This is a genomic window from Solwaraspora sp. WMMD1047, assembly GCF_029626155.1.
Classification (GTDB): domain Bacteria; phylum Actinomycetota; class Actinomycetes; order Mycobacteriales; family Micromonosporaceae; genus WMMD1047.
Genome location: NZ_JARUBL010000001.1, coordinates 3,988,257 through 4,013,440, shown reverse-complemented (window position 1 = coordinate 4,013,440; position 25,184 = coordinate 3,988,257). Strand labels below are relative to the sequence as shown.

The following is a 25,184-nucleotide window of genomic DNA, read 5'->3' as shown; positions in this document are numbered from 1 at the left end:
TGACGGGCTGTCGGGTGATGTCAGCGGCGCGAATCGACGGCACCGCGGTCTGGACCTGAGCCGGTCCGCCCGCCCGGGGCCAGGTGGCCCGCGGGCTCGGGTCCGATCCCGGCGCTTGCGGCGTACCGCGCCGGCGTGATCGAGACGTGCCGCTTGAAGTGGCGGGTGAGGTGCGCCTGGTCGTGGAATCCGACCTCGGACGCGACCTGCGCGGCGGGCATCCCCCGCAGCAGCAGGGTCCGCGCCGCCTCGACGCGCTTGGCGACGACATAGGCGTGCGGGGAGATGGCGTACCTCTTGGTGAAGCTTCGGACGAGGTGCGGCACGCTGCGGTGAAGTGACTCTGCGGCCTCGCGCAGCGTGACGCTGTCGCCGACGTGGCCGTCGAGATACTGCCGGAGCTGGTCGGCGATGGCGGGCTCCGGCTCGCGGGCGGCCGGCGGGCGTCGTTGCAGCCGTCGTCGCAACCGGCCGGCGATCAGTGCGAGCCGTGCTTCGACATCGAGCGGATCGGGCGCGGCGAGACGGTCGTGCAGTGCGCTGATCGCCGCCCGCAGGCGGGCGTCCTGGAAGGTGGAGGCGTCGACGGCACGGCCCACCAGGTCCAACGAGAGAAAGTCGGGGTCCAGGTAGAGATTACGTTTGCGGAAATAGCCGAAGCGCTCCGCCGGATACCCGTTGTGGACGACCCCCGGCGGCAGGACGCTGACCGTCTGCCCGACCGCCCCGTGGTGGCGCGTGTCGAGGTCGTACCGGATCGCGCCATGGTCAACGATCAGGACGGTCCAGGTGTCGTGACAGTGCCTGGGGTACCGGTAGTCGGCGATCCGGGCGTGGAAGACCTCCGCGATTCCCGCCACCTCCGGCCGCCAGGCGACGACCCGGCAGGACCCGGGCGGCGGTTCACTCACATCAACAACGTACAAGACGCGCCGCCCCGATCCGGGCAGGCTGGACCGCATGCACGAGCCAGTGAACCTGACCGAGGCGCTCGCCTCCTTCGACCAGATCTACAGCCCCCGGATCGTCGCGCGCGTCAACGACTACGACGTCCGAATCGCGCACACCCGGGGCGAACACGTCTGGCACGTCCACAACGACACCGACGAGTTCTTCCTCGGCCTGGACGGCCGGTTCGACATCGCGCTGCGCGACGCCGACGGGAACGAGCGAACCGTGACACTCAAGGCGGGCGATGTCTTCGTCGTGCCCAGAGGGACTGAGCACAAGCCGTCGTCACCGGGCGGTGCCATCCTGATGTTCGAACCGACCGGCACCGGCACCACCGGTGACCGCCACGACGGCGTCGTCCCCGTCCACGTGGACAGCACCACGGGCCATCAGCTGGCCTGACTCCGGTCGGCTATCCGAACCGGTCGGCCAACTTCGTCAGCTTGGTGACGTACGCCGGCCAGTCGTAGTCGTCGGGGACGTTGGGGTTCTCCCGCCGCAGGCCGATCGCGTTGTCGTGCTGCTCCCGCATGATGTCGGCATGACCGGCGTGCCGCGCGAGGTCGCAGGTCACGTGGATGATGATCCGCTGCAGCGTCACGTCCTGTGCGCCGGGCTGCCACCACGGCACCCGTCCCGGCGCGTCGAGCGGCAACTCCTCGATCGTCTGGTCGGCGAATGCCGCGACCCGGCGGTACAGGTCGAGCAGCCCTTCCTTCGACTCATCCTCCCGCGCGTACCAGTCCGCCTGCGGATCTTCCTCGTACGCCCGCATCGGGACCAGCTCCTCGGGCTGCGGAAACTCTCGCCCGAAGGTGAGCCCGAAGTAGCCGGCTTCAACATTGAGGCAGTGCTTGATGACGCCCAGCAGGTTGTTGCCGGTCGCGGTGCGAGGCAGCCTGGCCTCGCGTTCGCTGAGCCCGTCGAGCTTCCAGATGAGGTTCTCGCGGATCGCCTGCAGGTAGTGATGCAGCGCCGCCTTCGAGTCGTTCAGATCAGCCATGCCCGCCAGTCTCGCCGACCCGTCGGACATTTCTTGGAGGAAGGCGCGGGCCGGTAGATTCGCCCCGACGGCGGCCGTCGAGGGGGAGGTTGGGCGGGGATGGATGCCAGGACCGAGGAGCTGCGGGACGCGCACGACGTGCTCTCGGAGTGGTACGCCAAGAACCTGGCCGGCCTGCTGGAGAGCATGCCGGTGGAGCGGGCGATGCTGGACATGTTCGCCGAGTTGACCCTGGCCGTGGGCGTCGAGGTCGCCGACGTGGGGTGCGGTACCGGGCGGCTGCTGCCGTACCTCGCGGGCCGTGGCCTGTCGCCGCGCGGGGTTGATCTCTCGCCCGGGATGATCGAGGTGGCACGGCGGGATAATCCGGGCTTCGGTTACGAGGTCGCGGACCTGCGCGAGCTGCCGTTCGAGGACGCGTCGCTGGCCGGGGTGGTGTGCTGGTTCTCGTTGATCTACCTCGCGCCGGACGACAGGGATCGGGCGTTCGCCGAACTCGCCCGGGTCGTGCGGCCGGGCGGCTACCTGGTGACCGCTTTCAAGCTCGGCGACGGCACGCTGCGGCGCAACGGCCCCAGCACCGCGCTCGGAGTCGACTTCGACCGGTACTGGCTCTCGGCCAGGGAAATGGAGGACCGCTTCGCCGCCGCCGGTCTCGACCTGATCTTCCAGGGCAGCACCCCGCCCGAGGGTCAGGAGCCACCGTACGGCTACCTGCTGGTCCGCAGGACCGGGTCCGGCAGCGCGTAGCGGTAGCTCCGCTGCCACCCGGCCCGGTCCAGCTATGACAGGGGTGGCGCGCATGGTGTGTTGGGGGCGGGCCGCCCCCGCGTCCGTCAGCCGCGCACGAGCGCGTCGTACGCCTCGGCGAATCGCGCGCGCCGTTGCGCGTAGTGCTCGACGAATGCGGGCCGGGGCTCGTAGGTCGCCCCGGTGACCCTGGGCGCGCGCGGGACGTCCGGTGCCAGCACGTCGAGCGCGAGCAGTGCCGTGCCACGCTGCGTGGCCCGCCGCCAGGTCACGTGCGTGACGGGTCGCCCGAGCACGTCCGCGAGGATCTGGAGCCATTCGGGGTGGTCGTTGCTGACCCGTCCGGCCGCCGCGACCGTCACCACCCGCGGGGCGGCCGGCCGCAGTTCGTCGGCGACCCGCGCGTAGGTCATGGCCACGCCCTCGATGATCCCGCGGAACAGGTCGTCGGCGTCCGTGGCGGCCGACACCCCGCCGAGAACGGCACGCGCCTCACCGACCCAGCCCGGCGCGCGTTCACCGGTGAGGTACGGCAACACCAGCGGTGTGGCCGGACTCGGTGGCGCGGTGAGGGCGGCCGCGGGCGCCGGACTGAGCCGCAACGTGTCCTGCGCCCAACTGACGGCGCGACCGACATCGTTGATGGCCCCGCCGAGCAGCGTGCGACCCGCATCGACCCGGTAGTTCCACAGCCCGAACGGTAGGGGATCGGCAGCCCCGTCGAGCACCACCCGCAGCGCCCCGCTGGTGGAGGTCGACGCGGCCAGCACCGTGGCGTCGGTCGCCCCGGACCCGACGTTGCTGGCGAAGCCGTCGGTGATGACGGGGAACCAGACGGCCTTCGCGAGGGCGGGCCAACGGGCGGGGGCCGCCGACGGTGCCGGTGCGGTCATGTCCCGCGGCGGGGAAAGCTGCTCGGGGCCGATACCCGCGGCGGCGAGCAGTTCGGCGTCGAACCCGCCGGTGCGACGGTCGAGCAGGCCGGTCCACGCCACCGTGGAGGTCCCGGCGAGCGGGTGCCCGACCAGCCGGGCCAGGACGTACTCACCCAGGGACCACCAGGCCGCGGCCGCGGCGACGACGCGTGGCTGCGCTGTTGCGAGCCAGCGCAGCCGCGGGGCGTGGTAGCTGGTGTGCAGGCGGGTGCCGGTGCGCTGCTGTATCGCCCGCTCGTCGAGTTCCGCGCGCAGCGCCGTGACCGCGTCGGCACTGCGGGAGTCGGCGTAGGTCAGGCACGGGGTGAGGGCGCGTCCGGCCGCGTCGACCGCGATCAGCGAGGCGGCGAAGGTGTCCATCGCGACGCCGGCGATGCGGGTCCCCAGCCGCGGGTCCCGGGTTACCGCGTCGAGAACCTGCTCGACCTCCGCGGTCACCTGATCGGCGTCGATGACCGAGGTGCCGTCGGGCGCGACCGTGAAGGCGTGCGGCACCTTGTGCTGCAGTCCGTCGACCCGCTGGCCCGACGCGTCGTGTACGCCACCGCGGGTCGCGGTGGACCCGACGTCCAGCGCGAGGACCAGCGGGTCCACGGCCGAGTCGAGGGTGACGTCGTCGTCGGTCCGGGTCATCGTAGTCCTCGACGTTGGCGGCGCGGGTCTCCGGCAACCCTAGCTGGAGGCGCCGGCCCGCGCCGGTTCGAGCTGGGGGAGAGGCGGATGGGCGTTCGCCAGCAGTGCGCGGAAGTGCGCGGGGAACCACTCGTCGATGTCGGGGCTGCCGGGCATCGCGCCGGTGGGGTTGAAGCTGTTGGCGACGCCGCCGCCGTACGTCGGGTCGCACATGCGGTTGAAGCCGCGGATGGGCGCGGGTGACGCGCTGCCGTCGGACTCGCCCGGCGGGTTGGCCCAGACGAAGGCGTCCACGCCCCGCGCCGGAACGGCCCGGGGCCGCTCGCCGAGCCCGGCGCCGACCTGATTGCACCAGTTGCCCTTGTGTGCCCGGCGGTCAACGCGGGACTCGTCGACCCGGACATCCAGGTCCGGGTCGGTGCTCGGCGCGGTCGGCCGATCCGGCCCACCCCAGCCGTTGCGGGAGGTGTCGATCAACATGCCGATTCTGGGGGAGAACCCCAACGCGATGAGTCTGGCGCGCAGCGCCTGCGCGAACGGCAGCTCGGCGTTGAAACGGTTCCCGTCGCTCCACTCGCTGTGCTCGACGCCGTCGAAGGTGAGGAACGGCTCGGTGACCGGGGCGTAGTCGGCGGTGTTGGTGATGAAGCCGTCCAGCCTGGCCGGTCCCATCGTGGTGCCGCGCACGGTGTCGGCCAGCAACTGGGCCACCGGTCCGAGCACGTCGTCCCGTCCGGTCCACGCGTGGTTTGCCACGTCCAGATAGGTGTAGACGTTCGGCATGGTGTGCAGGCGGTTCAGCGCGTGCCGGATGCCGGCGACGTAGCCGCCGTTGGCGCGCATCATGTCGCAGGCGGGTGTCGCGGTGGGGCGCGGGGTGGTGTTGTAGACCAGGTTCGGCAGTGCGCGTACCTCGACGATGGTGATGATGCGCAGCGCCGCGTAGCTGGGGTCGGCCAGGATCTCAGCGATCGGGTCGATGAACTCCCCGCGGTAGCGGGCGACTTCGGCCGGGCCGAAGTCGCCTTCGGCGATCAGCTTGTCGCAGCCGCGGCCAGGCAGGTTGTTGAGGACGAACTGGATGTAGCCGGCACGCTGGGCGAGCGCCTCGTCCAGGTGGGCACGCAATCCCATGCCGCCGTCCGTGCCGCCGATGCTGCCGACACTGTCCAACCACACCGCGGTCGGGGTGGCGGCGACCCGGTCCCCGCCCGGCTCGCCCGCCGCCAGCGCCCGCCACTCGGGGTTCACATAGCCCGTCACGCCCAGGTACGGGTTGTCGACGTGCACCGAGGACTGAACCTGCGCTGGCACCGCAGTGGGCGCCGTTACTGCCGCAGCCCCGGCCAGCAGGCCCGCCGCAAGGAACGTGAGACCAGCCACGCCCTTCTCCCTCCGTAAACACTTCGACAGACATCGATGCTACGCGGCCTCGCGGCCAGGAGCACCCGGGCGAATCGGAGCAGCTTGCTAATGGCCGGACCATCGGCCCCGGTAGCGGTGTGGGCGGCGGTTGTCCAGCCATGGTGGGGCCAGTCGGTCGAGGGGGAGCGTGGGGGCCTGGTCCGTTTCGTTGACGGGTTGCCAGAGGTCGAGGGCGCGACGTAGCCGGGCGAGGATCATCGACTCTCGGGCGGTCTCGGCTGCCGCGCGCAGGTCGTCGCCGCGTCGGGGCGGCCGGGCGCTCAGGGGATCCATCTGGTCACCTCCCAGTTGGGGGCGCAGCGGCCGGGACCCTTGCCAGCCGACCGCCACGCCCGTCGGAGGGCGCGGCGCCCGGTAGGGGGAGAGGCGTCACGCGGGCGCCGCGCCCGCTCAGGTGGACGCGACCGCGACCAGGTCATTTGCCGATGGAGCCGTGCCCGTCGCGTCCCTGTTGGACGCTAGGGCCGATCTCCCAGGGTGGTGGAACGGTTACGCACCAGTGTTCAGGCCGCCACTCCCAGCCGTTCGCAGAGCCCCCGGAGTTCGCTGCCCGGGCTACCCCGTCGAAGCAGGTCACGGGCGGTCTCGCGAGCAGCGGTCGAGGCCCGGGTGTGCTGCTCGCCGGTCCGTTCCGCCGCGAGCAGCATTCGGACCGCGTCGCGGTCCCGGCCGGCGCCGACCATCGCGCGTGCCGAATCGAGCCAGTAGTAGACCTGCCGGACGGGCGGTAGCCCGGTGATCGGTGTCCGCGCCGCGATCTCGGCGGCTGCACCCGGCCGTCCGGTATCCAGCAGCAGAGCCATCCGCCAGAGAGCGACGTTCCGAGGACCCCACTCCAGGTCCCAGGCGGAGGTCTCGCCGGTCCGATCCGCGATGCTGGCGGCCTCCGCGAGATGGTCCTCCGCCGCGGGAAGGTCATGCAGGCCGGCGGCGTGGTGGCCACGCGCGAGGTGCAGGAAGCCCAGCACGTCCGGTGCGGCGGCAGCCCGGTGGTGCTCCAGGTCGGCAGCGGCTGCGTCGCAGATCGACCGGGCCGGGCCGAAGGCACCCGAGTAGGCGGCAACCCTGGCCCGGTTCGCCGCCGCCACACCGCGCGCCACCGGATCGTCCAACGACTCCGCCGCGGCGGCGCTCCGCTCTGCGGCCAGCCACGCCTCGGCGGGGAAACCGACATTGAGCAGGGCGCCCATCGCGACCCCGTAGATGGCGACCATCTTGGTGCGGGCCCGCCGCACGTCGCGGGCGGCGTGCAGGTGAGGAATCAGGTGGTGCAGGCGTTGCAGGACCCCCGCGTAGTCGCAGCGGCGGTAGAGATCGCGGACCAGGTCCACCTCGGCGTCGAGGCCGTCCGGGGCGACATCGCCTCGGACGGCCTCGATCGGATGCGCCATCATCGCCCGCCAGACCCGGATGGCGTTGATCCTCGAGGTCTCCAGCCTCCGGTCGGCAGACGTGTAGGGCTGGCCGGTCAGCTCGGTGACCGAGCATTCCAGCGCGGCGGCGAGATCGACAACGAGGTACCGGTCGGTGCGTTGGCGCCCCCGTTCGATCCGCGACCACGACGTGTGGGAGATCCCGGCCCGGGCCGCCGCCTGGCGGATGCTCCACCCGCGAAGCTGGCGACGAGCCCGGATCCGGTCGCCGATCGACGGGTCGGTCGGCAGCGGGCGTGGCGGCATGGTCGGCCTCCGGACCGTGGACCCACCGCCGTGTCAGGTGTGCTGACTTTGGCGGCTCGGTTCAGACGCCGGACAGGCGGTTCGGGGAGGGACGCAGGTAGACGAACCACGTTAGCAGGAAGCACAGCGCGTAGTAGACGATGAACGCGATGTACGCGCCGTCGCCGGTCCCGGTCTCCAGGAACGACTGCCGGAAGGCCAGGTTGACGAGCACGCCGCCGAAGGCGCCGATCGCGCCGGCGATGCCGATCAGGGCGCCGGCCAGCCGGCGGGCCTCCCGGTCGCTGGTGGTCAGGTCCGCGCCCTGCCCGACCAGCAGCCGCGACTTCGCCCGGAAGATCGCCGGGATCATCTTGTAGGTCGACCCGTTGCCGATGCCGGAGAAGACGAACAGCGCGATGAACCCGACCAGGAACAGCGGCAGCGAGTTGCGGATCGAGGCGGCCAGCACCAGCCCCGCGCCGACCGCCATCGCCACGAAGTTCCAGAAGGTGACGAGCGCCCCGCCGATCCGGTCGGCCAGCAGCCCACCCAGCGGCCGGATCAGCGAGCCCAGCAGCGGGCCGAGGAAGGTCAGGTACGCGGCCTTGATCGCGGTGTCGAAGTCGGCCTTGAACTGGACCTGCAGCACCTGCCCGAAGGCGAACCCGAACCCGATGAAAGAGCCGAACGTGCCGATGTAGAGGAACGACATGATCCAGGTGTGCGGGTCCCGGGTCACGTCCCGCATCGCCCGCTTGTCGTTGCGGGCCGAGGCCAGGTTGTCCATGTAGAGCCAGGAGCCCAGCGCCGCGAGCACGATCAGCGGGATGTAGATGCCCGGTACCAGCCGGGGATGGGCCGCCCCGGCGGTGGCCAGCACCAGCAGCCCGACGAGTTGGATGGTGGCGACGCCGATGTTGCCGCCGCCGGCGTTGATGCCCAGCGCCCAGCCCTTGTGCCGGTCCGGATAGTAGGCGTTGATGTTCGCCATCGAGGAGGCGAAGTTGCCGCCGCCGACCCCGGCGATGGCGGCCACCACCAGCAGCGTCGAATACGACACCCCCGGCTCCAGCACGATCGCCACCAGCACTGTCGGCACCAGCAGCAACGCGGCGCTGAACACGGTCCAGTTGCGGCCGCCGAACTTGGCCACCGCGAACGTGTACGGCAGCCGCAGCAGTGACCCGACCAGCGCCGGTACGGCGGTGAGCACGAACTTGCCGGCCGGGTCGATGCCGTACGCCGGACCCAGGAACAGCACCAGCACCGACCACATCGTCCAGACCGAGAAGCCGATGTGCTCGGAGAAGATCGAGAAGATCAGGTTCCGCCGGGCCACCGCCGACCCGACGGAGTTCCAGAAGCTCTCGTCCTCGGGCCGCCAGTCCTCGATCCACCGGCCGGTCCGCCCGTGCCGGCTGTGCTCGACGACGGGGCGCTCAATTGTCGTGGTCATCGCGTGCCACCTTCCGTCGGGCGGCCGGCGGGTACGCCGACCACCAGTTCGCCGTCGGCGTCGACCCGGGCTGGGTAGACCCGCAGCGGCGGCTGTCCGCTCCGCGAACAGCCGGTCGCCAACTCGTAGATGTGCTGGTGCAGCGGGCAGATCACCACCTCGGCGTCGGCCAACCCGTCGGCGATCGGGCCGCCGGCGTGCGGGCAGACCGCCGAGACGGCCCGGATCGCCCCGTCGCGCAGCCGGAAGACGGCCACCATCTCGTCGCCGACCGCGTACGCCCGTCCCTCGCCGACCGGTAGGTCGGCCACCGGTCCGAGCCGGTGTTCGACGGCGGCCGGGGTCACTGCTGGGCCCCGGCGGTCTCGGCGCCGGCCTCCCGCACCGGCACCTGCGGCAGCGGGATCAGCGGCAGCGCGGTGCGGAACTGCCCGGGGCTGGCCGGGGCCTCGCGTTCCAACCAGGGGTCGCGGTACGCGTCGACGGACTCCTGCATCCGCCGGTCCAGGTCGGCGGCGATGCCGTCGCTGTCGGCGAGGATGATCTCCCGGAGCCGGTCGATGCCGATCCGGGGCACGAACGCGTAGGTGCGTTCCAGCCAGTTGGCGTTCTCCCGGTAGTACTGCAGGAACCGGCCGGTGAGGGTGATCACCTCGTCGGGGCTGTCGACGGTGGCGAGCAGGTCGCCCTTGCGTACGTGCGCGCCGGCCGCGCCGCCGATGTAGATCTCCCAGCGTCCGCCGTCGATGGCGACCACACCGAGGTCCTTGACGTACGCCTCGGCGCAGTTGCGCGGGCAGCCGGTGACCGCGAGTTTCATCTTCCCGGGCCCCTCGATGCCCTGGAAGCGGGTCTCGATGGCGATGCCCAGCGCGGTCGAGTCGCCGACCCCGAACCGGCAGTAGTCGCTGCCGACGCAGGTCTTCACGGTCCGGAAGCTCTTGCCGTACGCGTACCCGGAGGGCATGCCCAGGTCGGCCCAGACCTTCGGCAGGTCCTCCTTGCGGATGCCGAGCAGGTCGATGCGCTGCCCGCCGGTGAGCTTGACCAGGGGTACGGAGTACCTGTCCGCCACGTCGGCGATCTTGCGGAGCTGCTCCGGGGTGGTGCAGCCGCCCTTCATCTGCGGCACCACCGAGAAGGTGCCGTCCCGCTGGATGTTGGCGTGCACCCGGTCGTTGATGAACCGGGCGTCACGCTCGTCGACGTACTCGTCGCCCCACATCATCCGCAGCAGCGAGACCAGCCCCATCTTGCTCTTGGCGTCCTCGCGGCCGTCGGCGAGCGCGGCGAAGACCGCCGAGACGCTGCGCAGGCCCTGTTCCCGGATCACCGTCATCAGCTCCGGCTTGGCCAGCGGGATGCCGGGCACGTACCAGTTCGCGGCCGGGTCCTCGGCCACCTCGCCGCCGTTGGCCCACTCGACGATCTGGCTGACCAGCGACCTACAGGAGCCGCAGCCCTTGCCGGCCCGGGTGGCGTCCATCACCGCCGAGACCGTCTTCGCCCCGCCGTGCACGGTGCTGACCAGGTCTTTCTTGCTGACCCCGTTGCAGTTGCAGACCTGGGCGCCGTCGTCGAGTTCGGCGGCCGATACCTCGGCGGGTGGGCCGCCGAGGTCGAACAGCAGCCGGATCCGTTCCTCGGGCAGCGGCAGGCCCCGGTCGAACGCCTGCATCAGGAAGCCGACCTTGCTGACGTCGCCGAGCAGGGTCGCGCCGACCAGCCGGTCGTCGCGGATCACCACGCTCTTGTAGACCCCGCGCCTCGGTTCGGCGAAGACCACGAACTCGTCGTCGTCGCGTTCCGGGGCGGTGATCCCCATGGCGGCCACGTCGACCCCGGCGACCTTGAGCTTCGTCGCGGTCCGCGAGCCGTGGTACGCCGACCGCGGGTTGACCCCGGTGATCTGGTCGGCGAGCACCTTCGCCTGCTCCCAGAGCGGCGCGACCAGCCCGTACACCTGGTCGCGGTGCTGGACGCACTCGCCGACGGCGTAGATGTCCGGCTCGTCGAGCACCCGCAGGTGATCGTCGACCACGATGGCCCGCTCCACCGGCAGCCCGCTGACCTGCGCTAGTTCGGTGTTGGGGCGGATGCCGGCGGCGACCACCACCATGTCGCAGGCGATGGTCCGGCCGTCGTCGAACCGGACTCCGGTCACCCGGTCCGCGCCGAGCACCGCCTTGGTCCGGGCGTTCAGCTCGACGGTGATGCCGAGGTTCTCCACGCTGCGCCGCAGGATCGTCCCGGCCTGCTCGTCGAGCTGTGCGTTCATCAGGTGCCCGGCGGCGTGCACCAGGGTGACGTCCACGCCGTAGCCCTGCAGCCCCCGGGCGGCCTCCAGGCCGAGCAGCCCGCCGCCGATCACCACCGCGCGTTCGTGGTCGCGGGCGTAGCGGACCATCGCCCGGGTGTCGTCGATCGTGCGGAAGGTGAAGACGCCCTGGTGGAAGCCGCGCTTCGGGTTGTGCATGCCGTCGATCTCGGGCACGTACGGCCGGCTGCCGGTGGCGATGATCAGCTTGTCGTACGAGGTGACCGAGCCGTCGGCGGCGTGCACCTGTTTGGCGAACCGGTCGATCCGCTCGATGCGTACGCCGGTGCGCAGGTCGATGCCGTGCTCGGCGTACCAGGGCAGGCTGTTGAGGAAGATCCCGGTCTCGTCCTCGGCGCCGGCCAGGACGTTGGAGAGCAGGATCCGGTTGTAGTTGCCGTACGGTTCCTCGCCGAACATGGTGATGGCGAAGCGGTCCCGCCCGCCGCGTTCCAGGATCTCCTCGACGGTGCGGGCGCCGGCCATGCCGTTGCCGATCACCACCAGTCGCTCGGTCATCGGCTCACACCTCCACGAGGCCGACGTCGACGACCACGCTGCCGGTGACCCCGGCCGGCGCGGCCACCTGAAGGTCCAGGACCGTGCCGCCGTCGAGGTCCTCGACCACCCGCAGCGGCACGTGCACGTCGCCCCGGGCGCCGATCGGGAAGTAGCGCATCGGGCTGCCGTCGCGCACCAGCACGATGTAGATCAGCTCGGCGGCGGTGTTGCCGCCCCGGAAGTACACCGGCTGGGTGGTCACCCCGAACGGGACGGTGTAGGTCAGGGCGGTGTCCAGCGGGACCGGCGTGTCGATGCCCTTGCCCTCGAACGGGAACACCCCCTGGAGAAAGCGAGGTTTCGAAGTCACGTCGTCCGTCCTTTCTTGGCGTGCGGTGCTAGGTCGCGGCAAGTTTCGGCAGTTCGGCGGGCAGATTGCGGGCCGGGTGGGCGGGTGGCGGCACGGCGACGGCACCGTCGTCCGGCCCCCCGATCCGGGTCACCGCCACCGCGCAGACCTTGAAGGCCGGCATCCGGGAGTGCTTGTCGAGAGTCGGGTCGGTCAGGGCGTTGGCGCTGGCCCGCCCACCCCAGTGGAACGGGACGAAGACGGTGTCCGGGCGGATCGTGTCGGTGACGTGCGCCCGGAAGACCGCGCGGCCTCGCCGGGTGCGCAGTTCGACCAGGTCGCTGGGGCCGATCCCGAGTCGGCGGGCCAGGTCGGGATGGAGCTCGGCACGCGGGTCACCCGCGGTGAACTGCAGGGACCGGGCCCGCCTGGTCTGGTTGCCGCTCTGGTACTGCTGCATGATGCGCCCGGTGGTCAGCACGTACGGGTACTCCCGGTCCGGCTGCTCGGCCGGGTCACGGTGCTCGACCCGGATGAACCGGGCGCGGCCGTCCGGGGTGGCGAACCGTTCGGTGAACAGCCGGGGCGTGCCGGGGTGCTCCGGTGTCGGGCACGGCCAGAAGACGCCCTGCTCGGCCTCGATCCGTTCGTAGCTGATCCCGGCGTAGTCGGCGATCCCGCCGGCGCTGGCCCGCCGCAGCTCTTCGAAGACGGTGTACGGGTCCGGCGAGAAGTACCGGCCCCGGCCCAGCCGGTCGGCGAGCATGGCCAGCACGGTGAGGTCGTCGTGCACCCCCGGTGGCGGGGACAGCACCCGCTGGCGGCGCAGCACCCGGCCCTCCAGGTTGGTCATCGTGCCCTCCTCCTCGGCCCACTGGGCGGTGGGGAGCACGACGTCGGCCTCGGCCGCGGTCTCGGAGAGGAAGATGTCGGAGACCACCAGGAAGTCCAGCGACCGCAGCTGGTCCCGGACCCGGTTGCGGTCGGGCGCGGAGACCAGGATGTTGGAGGCGAAGACCAGCATCACCCGGACCCCGTCGGCGGTGCCGAGCCGGTCCAGCATCTCCACCGCCGAGCGGCCCGGGCCGGGCAGCTCGGCCGGGTCGATGCCCCAGACGCCGGCCACGTGGGCGCGGGCGGCCGGGTCGTCGATGCGCCGGTAGCCGGGCAGCTGGTCGCACTTCTGGCCGTGCTCGCGGCCGCCCTGCCCGTTGCCCTGGCCGGTCACCGTGCCGTAGCCGGAGTACCGTCGGCCGGGCAGCCCGAGGGCCAGGGCCAGATTGATGTACGCCTGCGCGGTGTCGGTGCCGCCGCTGTGCTGCTCGGCGCCGCGGGCGGTGAGGATCATCGCGGTCGGCGCCTCGGCGAGCAGCCGGACCGCCTCGCGGAGCTGCCCGGCGTCGACCCCGGTGATCCGCTCGACCCGGCTCGGCCAGTAGCCGGCGACCGCGTCCCGTACCGCGGCGAAGCCGGTGGTCCGCTCGCTGACGTACCCGTCGTCGACGTGACCCTCGCGGATGGCGATGTGCAGCAGGCCGTTGGCGATGGCCAGGTCGGTGCCGGGCAGCGGCTGCAGGTGCAGGGTGCCGCCGCGCGCGGTGGCGGTCCGCCGGGGGTCGACCACGATGTGGCTGGCGCCGGCCGCTCGGCCGGCGTCGAAGTACTGCATCGCCGGTGGCATGGTGTCGGCCGGGTTGCTGCCGACCAGCAGGACGGTGCGCGCCTCGGCGATGTCGGACAGCGGGAACGGCAGCCCGCGGTCCACCCCGAACGCCCGGTTGCCGGCGGTGGCCGCCGACGACATGCAGAACCGGCCGTTGTAGTCGATGTTCGGCGTCCGCAGCGCCACCCGGGCGAACTTGCCCAGCTGGTACGCCTTCTCGTTGGTCAGGCCGCCGCCGCCGAAGCAGCCGACACTCTCCGGACCGTGGCTGCGTTGACTGGCCGTGATGGCCGCGACGATCCGGTCCAGCGCCTCGGCCCAGGTGGCGGGTCGCAGCGGGCTGCGCCGGTCGGCGGGGTCGGTCCGGACCAGCGGTGTGGTCAGTCGGTCGGGGTGGTCGAGCAGTTCGGCGGCACTCCAACCCTTGGCGCACAGCCCGCCCCGGTTGGTGGGGAATTCGGCCGGTTCGATGACTGGTGGCCGGGGTGCGGCCGGGCGCATCGTGACCCCGCACTGCAGCGAGCAGTACGGACAGTGCGTGGCGATGTCGCTCGATGCTCCCACCTGACCGATCGTCGGGGTGGGCCGTTTCCGGTTGGTACCGCGTTTGTTTCTGCCGTTTGGCGAAGAGCGCACCTTGGGAGTCGTGAGAATGCTGGCTTGATCCAGAGGCGGGCCACCGGCGGTGCTTCCGATCTGCGGCGTCCTGTTCGGAATGTCCCTCGGATTTACCGAAACGTTACACGTCTATCCCTTGCTCGACATGAGGGCCACGGGCGCTAATTTGTCCAGCGCCAAAACAAATCTCGGTGGGCCGGGGCGGTGGCAGCCCTTCCACCGATCCACCAGGGGAAGCCATCGGCGGGCCGACCCGAGACACCGCTGTCCACCAGGACGAGGAGACCACGTGTCCCGACCCCGCCGACGCCGCTTCACGCGCGGCCCGCTCACTGCTGCCCTGCTCGCGTTGACCATGCTCAGCACCGTCCTCATGGGTAACCCGGCCGCCCACGCGGCGCCCGCTCAGGCGCCCGGCCAGGCCGCGGCCGCCGCTGACCCGTACTCGGTGCTGGTCTTCTCCAAGACCGCCGGGTTCCGGCACGACTCCATCCCGGCCGGCATCGCGGCCATCCAGCAGCTCGGGGAGGAGAACGGCTTCACCGTCGACGCCACCGAGGACGGGGCCGCCTTCACCGACGCCAACCTGGCGAACTACCGGGCCGTGATCTGGCTGTCGACCACCGGGGACGTCCTCACCCCCGAGCAGCAGTCGGCCTTCGAGCGCTACATCCAGGCCGGCGGTGGCTACGCCGGCATCCACGCCGCCTCGGACACCGAGTACAGCTGGGCCTGGTACGGCGACCTGGTCGGCGCCTACTTCGCCAGCCACCCGGCCAACCAGCAGGCCACCGTCAAGGTGGAGGACCCGGCCCACCCGTCCACCGCCGGGCTGCCCGAGCGCTGGTCCCGCTTCGACGAGTGGTACAACTTCCAGTCCAACCCGCGCGGCGACGTACACGTGCTGGCCAGCCTGGACGAGACCAGCTACACCGCGGGCGCGGGCGCGATGGGCGCCGACCACCCGATCGCCTGGTGCCAGGACTACGACGGCGGCCGGGCCTGGTACACCGGCGGTGGCCACACCCAGCAGTCGTTCGCCGAACCGGAGTTCCTCGCCCACCTGCTCGGCGGCATCCAGACCGCCGCCGGGGTGGCCGACGCCGACTGTGGAGCCTCGCTGACCGAGAGCTTCGAGAAGGTCACCCTCGACAGCAACACCAGCAACCCGATGGAGCTGGACATCGCGCCGGACGGCCGGGTCTTCTACGCCGAGCGCGACGGCCGGGTGCAGATCGTCAAGCCCGACACCGGCACCACCGTCACCGCCGTCGACCTCGACGTCTTCACCGGCAACGAGGACGGCCTGATCGGGCTCCGGCTGGACCCGGACTTCGCCAGCAACAACTGGATCTACCTGTACTACGCCCCCAACGACGGGGTGGCCCGCAACCTGCTGTCCCGGTTCACCGTCACCGGCGACACCATCGACCTGGCCAGCGAGGAAGAGGTCCTGCGGGTCGACACGCAGCGCAACACCTGCTGCCACGCCGGCGGCAGCATGACCTTCGACAGCGCCGGCAACCTGTACCTCGCCACCGGCGACAACACCAACCCGTTCGAGTCGGACGCGTTCACGCCGATCGACGAGCGGCCGGGCCGGCAGGACTACGACGCCCAGCGCACCTCCGGCAACACCAACGACCTGCGCGGCAAGATCCTGCGCATCCACCCCGAGGACGACGGCTCGTACACCGTGCCGGAGGGCAACCTCTTCGCCCCCGGCACCGCGCAGACCCGGCCGGAGATCTACGGGATGGGCTTCCGCAACCCGTTCCGGATCGGCGTCGACCCGGCCACCGACACCCTCTACGTCGCCGACTACGGGCCGGACGCGGGCTCGGCCAACCCGAACCGCGGCCCCGAGGGCACCGTGGAGTGGAACATCGTCGCCACCGCCGGCAACTACGGCTGGCCGTACTGCGCCGGGGCGAACTACGCCTACAACGACTACCAGTTCCCGTCCGGCCCGAGCGGGGCGAAGTTCGACTGCGCCGCGCCGGTCAACAACTCGCCGAACAACACCGGCCTGACCAACCTGCCGCCGGCCATCCCGGCCACCGTCGACTACGACTACAGCGGCAACCCGCTGTTCCCGGAGATCGGCGGCGGCGGCGCACCGATGGGCGGGCCGGTCTACCGGTACGACGCCGAGCTGGACTCCGACCGCAAGTGGCCCGCCTACTACGACGGCAAGGCGCTGCTGGGCGAGTGGAACCAGTCGAAGATGTACACCATGCAGGTCACCGCCGACGGTGAGTCGCTCGTCGACATCAACCAGCTGCTCGCCGGGATGACCTTCATCCGTCCGATGGACTTCGAGTTCGGTCCGGACGGCGCGATGTACATGATCGAATGGGGCAGCGGCTTCGGCGGCAACAACGACAACTCCGGCGTCTACCGGATCGACTACATCGCCGGTGTACGCGCCCCGATCGCGGTCGCCAACGCCACCCCGACCTCGGGTCAGGCGCCGCTGACCGTGCAGTTCTCCAGCGACGGCTCCCGCGACCCGGACGGCGGCACGCTCACCTACGCGTGGGCGTTCGGCGACGGCGAGACCTCCACCGAGGCCGACCCGACCCACACCTACGCCGAGGCCGGCAACTACACCGCCCAGCTGACCGTCACCAACCCGGCCGGCCGCAGCGCGGTGGCCAACGTGCCGATCACGGTCGGCAACACCGCCCCGACGGTGACCATCGAGTTCCCGCCCGACGGCGGCTTCTTCGAATGGGGCGACCAGGTCCGCTACACCATCTCCGTCACCGATCCCGAGGACGGCGAGATCGACTGCGACCGGGTCCAGCTGCAGGTGCTGCTCGGCCACGACGAGCACGCCCACCCGCTGGAGCAGCACACCGGCTGCACCGGCGTAGTGCAGACGGCGCTCGCCGCCGGACACGGCGCCGAGGCGAACGTCTTCCAGGTCTTCGAGGCGACCTACACCGACGACGGCGGTGTCGGCGGCGCCGAGCCGCTGACCGGTCGGGCCATCGAGCTGTTGCAGCCCAAGCGCAAGCAGGCCGAGTACTTCACCTCGACCGGCCGAGTCGCGGACGGCGTGGGCGGCGGTGACCCGGGCGTGCAGCGGGAAGCCGCGTCCGACCCGGCCGGCGGCGGCGAGGCCATCGCCTTCATCGAGGACGGCGACTGGTGGTCGGTCGACCCGGCCAACCTGACCAGCATCGACGAGATCCGCTTCCGGGTCGCCTCGGCGGCCGCCGGCGGACGGATCGAGGTCCGCGCCGACGCGGCCGACGGTCCGGTCGTCGCCACGGTCGACGTACCGGGCACCGGGGACTGGCAGAGCTGGGTCGACGTGACCGCGCCGGTGACCGGCACGAACGCCGACACGCTCTACTTCGTCGCCCGGGACCCGGCCGGCGGAACCGGTTCCCTGTTCAACGTCAACTGGATGGACTTCCTCGGCCGGGGCGTCACCGACAACGCGCCCCCGCAGGTCAGCGCCGTCGCCACCCCCAACGCCGGCACCGCGCCGGTCACCGTGGAGTTCGACGGTACGGCCACCGACGCCGAGGACGACAGCCCGCTGACGTACGCCTGGGACTTCGGTGACGGCGCTACGGCCGACACCCTGGACGCCACCCACACCTACACGGTGCCCGGCCGGTTCACCGCCACCCTCACGGTGACCGACAGCCGCGGCGCCCGGGGGTACGTGAACGTCCCGATCCGGGTCGACGCGCCGAACACGTCCTGCTTCGGGGCGCGGTCGGACGACTTCCTCGGCACCTCGCTGGACCGGGACCGCTGGCCCACCGTGATCCGGGAGAACCAGCTCTACTCGGTCGCCGACAGCGCGCTGCGGCTGCCGACCGGCGTGGGTGACCTCTACGGCACCCGCAACGACGCCACCAACCTGGTCCTGCAGCCGCTGCCCAGCGGGGCCTGGCAGGCCACCACGAAGGTGACCCTCCCGGTCACCGCCAACTACCAGCAGGCAGGTCTGCTGGTCTACGGCGACGACGACAACTACGCCAAGCTGGATCTGCTCTACAACGGCAGCCGCCGGGTGGAGTTCATCCGGGAGACCGCCGGCACCCCCCGCAACGAGGGCGCCGACGCCACCGACGCACCCGCCGGTGACCTCATCCACCTGCGACTGACCAGCGACGGGACCAGCCTGACCGCGGAGATGTCCGCCGACGGCCAGACCTTCACCCCGGTCGGCCGCGCGGCCGAACTGGCCGGCATCACCAACCCGCAGATCGGGGTCTTCGCCCTCAACGGCGGCACCGAGGCGCCGGTGGTGGACGCGGTCTTCGACTGGTTCCAGTTCACCCCCGACGAGCCGGCCGGACCGGTCGACCCGTCAGACGAGTTCACCGGGGACTCGCTGGACAAGTGCCGGTGGAACGCGATCGTCCGGGAGGACCCGGCGGCCTACCGGATCGTCGACGGGCAGTTGCGGATCGACGTGCCCAACGGCGACATCTACACCGCCAACAACACCGATCCGACGAACTTCATCCTCCAGGACGCGCCCGACGGGGACTGGACGATGGAGACCAAGGTCGACGGCAGCCTGCTGGACGAGCAGTACCAGCAGGGCGGTCTGCTCGTGTACGGCGACGACGACAACTACCTGAAGTTCGACTTCGTCCTCGACAACACGGCAGGTGCCACGCCCAGCCGGCGGATCGAGTTCCGCAACGAGATCGACGCCGTGATCCAGGACCCGCAGCCGGGGGCCACCGGGCTTACCTCGGCGGTGTGGTACCTGCGGGTGACCAAGGAGGGTGACACCTACACGGCGGCCTACTCGGCCGACGGCACGGAGTGGACGGCGCTCGAGCCGTTGACCAGCACCGCCCTCGGGGACGATCCGAAGATCGGGTTGTTCAGCCTCAGCGGCAACCAGACCGCCTCGAAGACGGTGGCGTTCGACTACTTCCGGCTCACCACCGCCGGCGGTGGCGGCGACACCACCGCGCCGGTGACCAGCGCCGAGGTGTCCGGCACGGCGGTCGAGGGCTGGTACACCGGGGACGTCACGGTCACCCTGACGGCAGTCGACGAGGCCGGCGGCAGCGGGGTCGAGAGCACCGAGTACCAGCTCGACGACGCCACCGCCTGGACCGCCTACACCGGTCCGGTGCCGGTGAGCGGCGACGGCAACCACGAGGTGCGGTTCCGCTCCACCGACGCCGCCGGCAACGTCGAGGCGACCAAGTCGATCACCATCAAGATCGACGGTACGGCCCCGGTCAGCTCCGCGGAGTTCGCCCCGGCGAACGACAACGGTTGGCACGACGGCACCATCCCGGTGGTGCTGACCTCGACCGACGCCGGTTCCGGGGTGAGCCTGCTGGAGTGGTCGCTCGACGGTGGCGACTGGACGCCGTACACCGAGCCGGTGAACATCAGTGGCGACGGTGAGCACGAACTGCTCTACCGGGCCACCGACGCCGCCGGCAACGAGGAGACCCTGAAGTCGGCGATCGTCAAGATCGACGGCACCAAGCCGACGCTGCTGGTCTCCGGGCTGGCCGACGGTCAGCTCTACGGCGACAGCCAAGACGTCCGGATCTCGTGGCAGGCGGTCGACCCGACCTCCGGCGTCGAGACCACGACCGGCACCCTGGACGGCCGCTCGTACGACAGCGGTGACCTGGTGGCGCTCTACGAGCTGCCGCTGGGCCTGCACGAGCTGACCGTGACCGCGACCGACCGGGCGGGCAACAGCACCACCTCGACGGTCCGGTTCTTCGTCACCACCTCGTTCCGGGACATGCAGAACCTGCTGGACCGGTTCAAGGCGACCGGTCGGCTCTCGAACCTGGCCCACCGGAAGCTGTCCAACAAGTTGGACGCGGTCCGGGTCTCGGAGGCGGCCGGCAACGACCGGCGGGCGGTGCAGCAGTTGACCGCCTTCAAGGCGCTCGCCACCGACGCAACCCTGGTCACCGACGCCGACGTGCGGGACACTCTGGTCCGGGACGCCGACGCGATGATCGTGCGGCTCGGCGGCACGGCCAGCAAGGCCGGGGTGCGGGCGAACGACGGTCAGCCGGTCACCGGCACCGGCCGGCTCGGGTCCGACCCCACCCGGGTCGCCCCGGACGGCCAACTCTGACGGTGCGGGGCGTCCTCCCACCTCCCACGGTGGGAGGACGCCCCGCCCATCCCCGGGACGAGGACATCCCGGGGGCCAGGCAGCGGTGATCTGTCGCTGAGTGGATCGAGCGACGATCTGTCGCTGAGCAGGAGGAGCAACCCGATGCGTCGTATCCGAACCGCCGCGGCCACCCTGGTCGGCCTGCTGCTGGCGTTACTGCCGGTGAGCGGCCCGGCGTTCGCGCACGACGGCAAACTCAACCTGAACGTGGCTGGCGACGGCGCGACCGGGGTCACCATTCAGGCGACCTACTCCGACGGCCATGCCCTGGACCGGCCGGTCCGGTTGGTGCTCACCGCGACCGCCGAGGGTGGCCGGGTGGTCGGCCCGATGCAACTGGAACCGTCGGGGGAGGGGCAGGGCTTCTACAGCACCGGCCCGGTGCTCGCCCCCGGCAACTGGTCGGTGGAGGTCAGCGCACCGGCCCCGAACAAGACCGAGGTGGTCGTGCAGGTGCTGGCGCGGGCCGCCCAGGAGGCACCCGACCTGACCACCGCGGCGCCGGACGCCCAGCGGTCGGAGTCCGCCGGCCTGGACCTGTGGCGGTGGTGGCCGGTCGCGGCCGTCGTACTCGTGCTGGCGGTGGCGCTGACCATCGTGCCGGCCCTGCGCAGCCGGCGTCGCGAGCGGGTCTGACGCTATCCGGTGGCGGTCATGGCGAGTAGCGGCTGATCGTCTGCTCGACGGCGGCGCGGTCGCCGGATATCCGTACCGTGTCGGCCTGTTCGGCCTGGGCCAGCCGAAGGTCGCCGAAGAGGACGTCGCTCCAGGTGGTCGAGTCTGCCGTCACCGTCGCGGCGGGGGAGTCGGGCGCCCCGGGCTCGATTACCAGCATGCCGCCGGTGGTCACCAGGCGGTAGTCGCGGGTCGGGGGATCGGGGCGGCGGCCGTCGTAGAGGCGCAGGGCGATGGGCGGGAGGTCGCCGGGCTGCGGGCCGGCCATCGTCCGCATCGCGAGGATCACCGCGTCCGGGGTCATCCCACCGCTGGTCGCGGGGTCGGGACCGGCCGAATACCACTGGCCCAGCGCCCGCAGCACCGACTCCAGCCCGCGACCCCAGTCGGTCACGGCGTACGCGCGGGTGCGGGCCAGGTCGGGCAGGACCACCTGTTCGACGATCCCGGCCTGCTGCAGGGACCGAAGGCGGTCGGTGAGGACGGCGGGAGTGATGCCGCGAACCGCCTCCTGCAGGTCCGCGAAGCGCTTCGGGCCGAGAACCAGTTCCCGCACCACGATCAGCGACCAGCGGCCGCCGACGAGGTCGAGCGCGTTGGCAGCGCGGCAGGCGTCGCCGTGCTGCCCGTACGTCCGGTTGATGGTCACGCGTCCCTCACTATTTCCACAGAAGCTCCAACTATGTTTAATATACGAGCCATGAACGCTCACCACGCACTGACCGCCCTGCCCGCCGTCGTGGATCGGGAGACCTGGCGCCGCGAACGCGAGATCGTGCTGGCCCGCGAGAAGGCCCACACCCGCGAGGGCGACGCGATCGCCGCCGCCCGACGACGGCTGCCGATGACCGAGGTCACCCCCGTTGACCTCATCGGCGCGGCCGGCCCGACCTCGCTGCTGGACATCTTCGCCGGCCGCGACCAGCTCGTCGCCTACCGGCACATGTGGCACGCCGGCAAGCCCATCGAGGGCCAGTGCGAGGGCTGCACCATCAGCATCTGGGACTTCCAGAACCCGGTATACCTGGAGGCGCGCGGCGTCTCCTTCGCCGTCTTCTGCGGCGGGCCGTGGGAGGAGGTGGCACCCTTCCGGGAGTTCATGGGCTACCAGGTCCCGTGGTACTCCACGCACGGCGTCGAGGACCCGGTCTTCGCCGGTGACGGCAGCATCGCCTGCTTCCTGCGCGACGGTGACCGGGTCTTTCTCACCTACGAGACGACCGGCCGCGGCGTCGAGCAGATGATGACCTCCCTGCGGCTGCTCGACCTGACCGTCTACGGCCGGCAGGAGAGCTGGGAGGACTCTCCCGAGGGCTGGCCGCAGCAGGACCCGGCATTCAGCTGGTGGCGCCGCGACGGCCGCCCGGTGGCCCAGTGGACCCGACCGGCCGCCACCCCCGTCGCCGCCACCCACGGCAACCACTGCTGACCTCGGGGCCGGTGGCGGGCCAGCGGAGATCCACAGGGCATCGGGCACGCGACACGGGGGCACGTGCCCGATGCCCTGTGGATCTCCGTCCGCGCCGTGGCCCGCGCACGGCGCCTACTCACCGGGTCGGTTCAGGCGTGGTGGTCGGCCTGCCACGACCGGAGCTTCTCCGGATTGCGTACCGACCAGATGCGGGTGATCCGGCCGCCCAGGACGTCGAACGCCATCACGGTCGCGGTGACCCCACCCTGCTCGACCACGAGCCCGGGTTGACCGTTGACCAGGCGCTCAAGGATCGTCAGGTGGGGCGCCGAGGCGACCAGATCGACGAAGACCCGGGCGATCCGTTCCCCACCGTGAACGGGTTCGAGGGTGGCGCTGACCAGGCCGCCGCCGTCGGCGGTCGCGGTGGCGTCGGGGTCGAGCAGGCCGATCAGGGCGCTGATGTCCCTGGCCTGCCAGGCCCGCTTGAAGTCGCGGACCAGGCCGGCCTGCTGGGCGCCCGGCGTCGAGGAGGCCCGTGACTCGCGGATCCGCCGGCGAGCCGAAGTGGCGAGCTGCCGGCATGCCGCCGGCGTGCGGCCGACGACCTCGGCGATCTCGGCGAACGGATACCGGAAGACGTCGTGCAGGATGAACGCGACGCGCTCGGCCGGGGTCATCGTTTCGAGTACCACCAGGAAGGCCATGCCGACGACTCGTCGAGGGTCACCCGGTCGGCCGGATCCGCACCGCCGGCACCCGGACCGCCACTGACCGGCCCGGTGCGGTCGGGCAGCGGCTCCGGAATCCACTCGCCCACGTAGCGTTCCCGCCGCAGGCGTGCCGAACCCAGCAGGTCGAGACAGATCCGGCCGGCGACCTTCGTCAGCCACGCTCCGGGGGTCTCGATGGCGTTCCGCTCCCGCCAGATTGATCAGCTGACGCCGCTCGCGTACGACCGCGCTCAGGGCCGGATCGGGTACCGACCTCCACTCGCGTCTGCCCGACCCCCTCCAGCTCTTCCCGGAAATGGTGGAGATGGCCGCGACCATGACCAGGATCGTCCAGCACGGTTCGATTCCGCAGACCACCATCAACCTGGTGCAACTGCGCGCCGGGCAGCTCGTCGGCAACACCTACCTCACCATCAGGCAGAGCGGCGAACTCCGCCAGGCAGGGGAGACGGAGCAGCGCCTCGCCGCCGTGTCGTCGTGGCGGGACGCCCCGTACTTCACCGACGCCGAACGGGTCGCGCTGGAACTCGTGGAGGCAGTCCTCACCCCGAGCCCGTCCGGGGAGCGCGTCTCCGACGCCCTCTACGACCGGGCGGCCGACCACTACGACGACAAGGCGCTCTGGACGCTGACCCTGGCGATCAGCCAGATCTGCTACTTCATCCCGGTCGCGCTCATCGCCAAGCCCATCCCCGGCATGCCGCCGGGAAAGAACTACCGGCGCTAGCGCTTGGGCCACTGCCACGGCGGCTGGTCGAGCCGGCCCTGACCGGCCACCGCGGTCTCGCCGAGCTCCTTGACCAGTTCGATCCTGGTCAACTCGGCGGCGTCGTGTTCCAGCGCGTTCACCAGCGCGCGGGCGTGACTGACCACCACCACCTGGGTACGCGCCACGCCGGTCAGGATCAACCCGGCCAGCGGGCGGATCAGGTCGGGGTGCAGGCTCGTCTCCGGCTCGTTGAGCACCAGCAACGCCGGCGGCCGGGGGCTGAGCAGCGCGGCCACCCACAGCAGGTAGCGCAGGGTGCCGTCGGACAGTTCGGCGGCACCCAGCGGACGCAGCAGGCCCGGCTGCCGCAGCCGCACCTCGAACCGGCCGCCGGCCGCCACGTCGATCGCCAACTCACTGCCGGGGAACGCCGCGTCGACGGCGGCGCCGAGCGCGCCGCCGTCGCCGGTCTCCCGGATCGTCTGCAGCGCGGCGGCGAGATCCCCGCCGTCGTGGCCGAGCACCGGCGTACGGGTGCCGATCCGCGCCTGCCGGGCCGGCGCCTCCGCGTCGGTGCGCAGGTGGTCGTAGAACCGCCAGGACCGGATCCGCTCGCGGACGGTCAGCAGTTCGGGCGCCCGCTGCGGATCGGTGTACTCGCTGAGCATGCTGTCGAACGGCGCGACGGCGTCGGGCACCGCCAGCCAGGAGCGGCCGTCCCGGATCCGCAGCGCGCTGCCTGCCCGCTCGGCCAGCAGCGCCGAGGGGCGCAGCACCGGACCGGCCCAGACCGCCTCGCGCTTGACCAGCGGGTCCAGCCCGAAGAACGACGCGCCCGGCGGCGGCAGACCGAAATCGATCGCGTACCCGAAGTCGTCGCTGGCGAAGCCGAGCCGCAGGCTGACCGGGCCGCGTCGCACGGTGCCCTGCACCGGATGCTCGCCGGCGCGTACCGCCCGGCCGATCGCCCCCGGCCCCGCCCACAGCGTCGAGGCGAGCCCACCCTCGCGGGCCAGTGCGGCGACCGCGCCGTTGCGCGACGAGTCCGCCAGCAGCCGCAGCGCCCGGTAGAGGCTCGACTTGCCGGTGCCGTTCGCCCCGGTCACCACCGTCAGCCGACCCAGCCCCACGACCAGGCTGCGCAGCGACCGGTAGTTCTCGATGGCGAGCGTGGTGATCACCGCTCCAGGTTATGGCGTGCTGGTGGCGTCGCCGTCAGCCGGGCGGCCGGCCCGGACGGATCCGGACCGG

General features: G+C 71.5%; 20 protein-coding genes. 6 read left to right on the top strand and 14 right to left on the bottom strand.

Annotated elements, in window-relative coordinates; all coding sequences use genetic code 11:
- Window positions 1–20: 20 nt before the first annotated feature.
- Window positions 21–911, bottom strand: a complete 891-nt coding sequence (locus tag O7627_RS18225) for an AraC family transcriptional regulator (RefSeq protein WP_278094725.1) — start codon at window positions 909–911, stop codon at window positions 21–23.
- A 49-nt stretch (window positions 912–960) separates the two neighbouring features.
- On the opposite strand from O7627_RS18225, the gene O7627_RS18220 reads away from it, so the two are divergent.
- Window positions 961–1,353, top strand: coding sequence for a cupin domain-containing protein (locus tag O7627_RS18220; RefSeq protein WP_278094724.1), 393 nt, complete (start codon window positions 961–963; stop codon window positions 1,351–1,353).
- Window positions 1,354–1,363: 10 nt separating this feature from the next.
- On the opposite strand, the gene O7627_RS18215 is transcribed toward O7627_RS18220, so the two are convergent.
- Window positions 1,364–1,954 carry a DinB family protein gene (locus O7627_RS18215; protein ID WP_278094723.1) on the bottom strand — a complete coding sequence of 197 codons (591 nt, stop codon included), beginning with the start codon at window positions 1,952–1,954 and terminating at the stop codon, window positions 1,364–1,366.
- Between the two features lie 99 nt (window positions 1,955–2,053).
- Between O7627_RS18215 and O7627_RS18210 the strand changes: the two genes are divergently transcribed.
- Window positions 2,054–2,704, top strand: coding sequence for a class I SAM-dependent methyltransferase (locus tag O7627_RS18210; protein ID WP_278094722.1), 651 nt, complete (start codon window positions 2,054–2,056; stop codon window positions 2,702–2,704).
- Window positions 2,705–2,790: 86 nt separating this feature from the next.
- Here O7627_RS18210 and O7627_RS18205 read toward each other — a convergent pair whose 3' ends face one another.
- The 9 genes from O7627_RS18205 to O7627_RS18165 all read right to left on the bottom strand — a co-directional run bounded on the left by O7627_RS18205 (window position 2,791) and on the right by O7627_RS18165 (window position 14,208).
- A complete protein-coding gene (locus tag O7627_RS18205; RefSeq protein ID WP_278094721.1) occupies window positions 2,791–4,272 on the bottom strand; it encodes a gluconokinase in 1,482 nt (493 codons plus the stop codon).
- 39 nt (window positions 4,273–4,311) lie between these two features.
- Window positions 4,312–5,586 carry a glycoside hydrolase family 6 protein gene (locus O7627_RS18200; RefSeq protein ID WP_278094720.1) on the bottom strand — a complete coding sequence of 425 codons (1,275 nt, stop codon included), beginning with the start codon at window positions 5,584–5,586 and terminating at the stop codon, window positions 4,312–4,314.
- Window positions 5,587–5,742: 156 nt separating this feature from the next.
- The gene (locus O7627_RS18195; protein WP_278094719.1) at window positions 5,743–5,970 is read right to left on the bottom strand and encodes a hypothetical protein; all 228 of its coding nucleotides are present in this window, start codon (window positions 5,968–5,970) and stop codon (window positions 5,743–5,745) included.
- A 230-nt stretch (window positions 5,971–6,200) separates the two neighbouring features.
- Window positions 6,201–7,343, bottom strand: a complete 1,143-nt coding sequence (locus O7627_RS18190) for a helix-turn-helix transcriptional regulator (RefSeq protein WP_278098318.1) — start codon at window positions 7,341–7,343, stop codon at window positions 6,201–6,203.
- A gap of 94 nt (window positions 7,344–7,437) precedes the next feature.
- On the bottom strand, window positions 7,438–8,814 hold the full coding sequence (locus O7627_RS18185) for a nitrate/nitrite transporter (RefSeq protein WP_278094718.1): 1,377 nt from the start codon (window positions 8,812–8,814) through the stop codon (window positions 7,438–7,440).
- Complete coding sequence (locus O7627_RS18180; protein WP_278094717.1) at window positions 8,811–9,161, bottom strand: Rieske (2Fe-2S) protein; 351 nt, start codon at window positions 9,159–9,161, stop codon at window positions 8,811–8,813. The genes O7627_RS18185 and O7627_RS18180 overlap by 4 nt, the downstream gene beginning before the upstream one ends.
- Window positions 9,158–11,650 carry a nitrite reductase large subunit NirB gene (gene nirB / locus O7627_RS18175; protein ID WP_278094716.1) on the bottom strand — a complete coding sequence of 831 codons (2,493 nt, stop codon included), beginning with the start codon at window positions 11,648–11,650 and terminating at the stop codon, window positions 9,158–9,160. The genes O7627_RS18180 and nirB overlap by 4 nt, the downstream gene beginning before the upstream one ends.
- Before the next feature lie 4 nt (window positions 11,651–11,654).
- Entirely contained in the window at window positions 11,655–12,002 is a 348-nt protein-coding gene (locus tag O7627_RS18170) for a molybdopterin oxidoreductase (RefSeq protein ID WP_278094715.1), read from the bottom strand.
- A 28-nt stretch (window positions 12,003–12,030) separates the two neighbouring features.
- Window positions 12,031–14,208 (bottom strand): molybdopterin oxidoreductase family protein, encoded by a 2,178-nt coding sequence (locus O7627_RS18165; protein WP_278094714.1) that lies wholly within the window; start codon window positions 14,206–14,208, stop codon window positions 12,031–12,033.
- 343 nt (window positions 14,209–14,551) lie between these two features.
- Between O7627_RS18165 and O7627_RS18160 the strand changes: the two genes are divergently transcribed.
- Complete coding sequence (locus tag O7627_RS18160; protein ID WP_278094713.1) at window positions 14,552–20,362, top strand: ThuA domain-containing protein; 5,811 nt, start codon at window positions 14,552–14,554, stop codon at window positions 20,360–20,362.
- A 144-nt stretch (window positions 20,363–20,506) separates the two neighbouring features.
- Window positions 20,507–21,040, top strand: a complete 534-nt coding sequence (locus O7627_RS18155) for a hypothetical protein (protein ID WP_278094712.1) — start codon at window positions 20,507–20,509, stop codon at window positions 21,038–21,040.
- Between the two features lie 16 nt (window positions 21,041–21,056).
- On the opposite strand, the gene O7627_RS18150 is transcribed toward O7627_RS18155, so the two are convergent.
- Window positions 21,057–21,728: a winged helix-turn-helix transcriptional regulator gene (locus tag O7627_RS18150; protein WP_278094711.1), complete on the bottom strand. Its 672-nt coding sequence runs from the start codon at window positions 21,726–21,728 to the stop codon at window positions 21,057–21,059.
- Window positions 21,729–21,779: 51 nt separating this feature from the next.
- Between O7627_RS18150 and O7627_RS18145 the strand changes: the two genes are divergently transcribed.
- Window positions 21,780–22,508, top strand: a complete 729-nt coding sequence (locus tag O7627_RS18145; RefSeq protein ID WP_278094710.1) for a DUF899 family protein — start codon at window positions 21,780–21,782, stop codon at window positions 22,506–22,508.
- A gap of 131 nt (window positions 22,509–22,639) precedes the next feature.
- Here O7627_RS18145 and O7627_RS18140 read toward each other — a convergent pair whose 3' ends face one another.
- Window positions 22,640–23,197 (bottom strand): sigma factor-like helix-turn-helix DNA-binding protein, encoded by a 558-nt coding sequence (locus O7627_RS18140; RefSeq protein ID WP_278094709.1) that lies wholly within the window; start codon window positions 23,195–23,197, stop codon window positions 22,640–22,642.
- 343 nt (window positions 23,198–23,540) lie between these two features.
- Here O7627_RS18140 and O7627_RS18135 point away from each other — a divergent pair, with 343 nt between their 5' ends.
- Complete coding sequence (locus O7627_RS18135; protein WP_278094708.1) at window positions 23,541–23,951, top strand: carboxymuconolactone decarboxylase family protein; 411 nt, start codon at window positions 23,541–23,543, stop codon at window positions 23,949–23,951.
- Here the strand turns inward: O7627_RS18135 and O7627_RS18130 are convergent.
- A complete protein-coding gene (locus O7627_RS18130; protein WP_278094707.1) occupies window positions 23,948–25,114 on the bottom strand; it encodes an AAA family ATPase in 1,167 nt (388 codons plus the stop codon). The two genes, O7627_RS18135 and O7627_RS18130, sit on opposite strands and share 4 nt — an antisense overlap.
- Window positions 25,115–25,184: the final 70 nt, after the last annotated feature.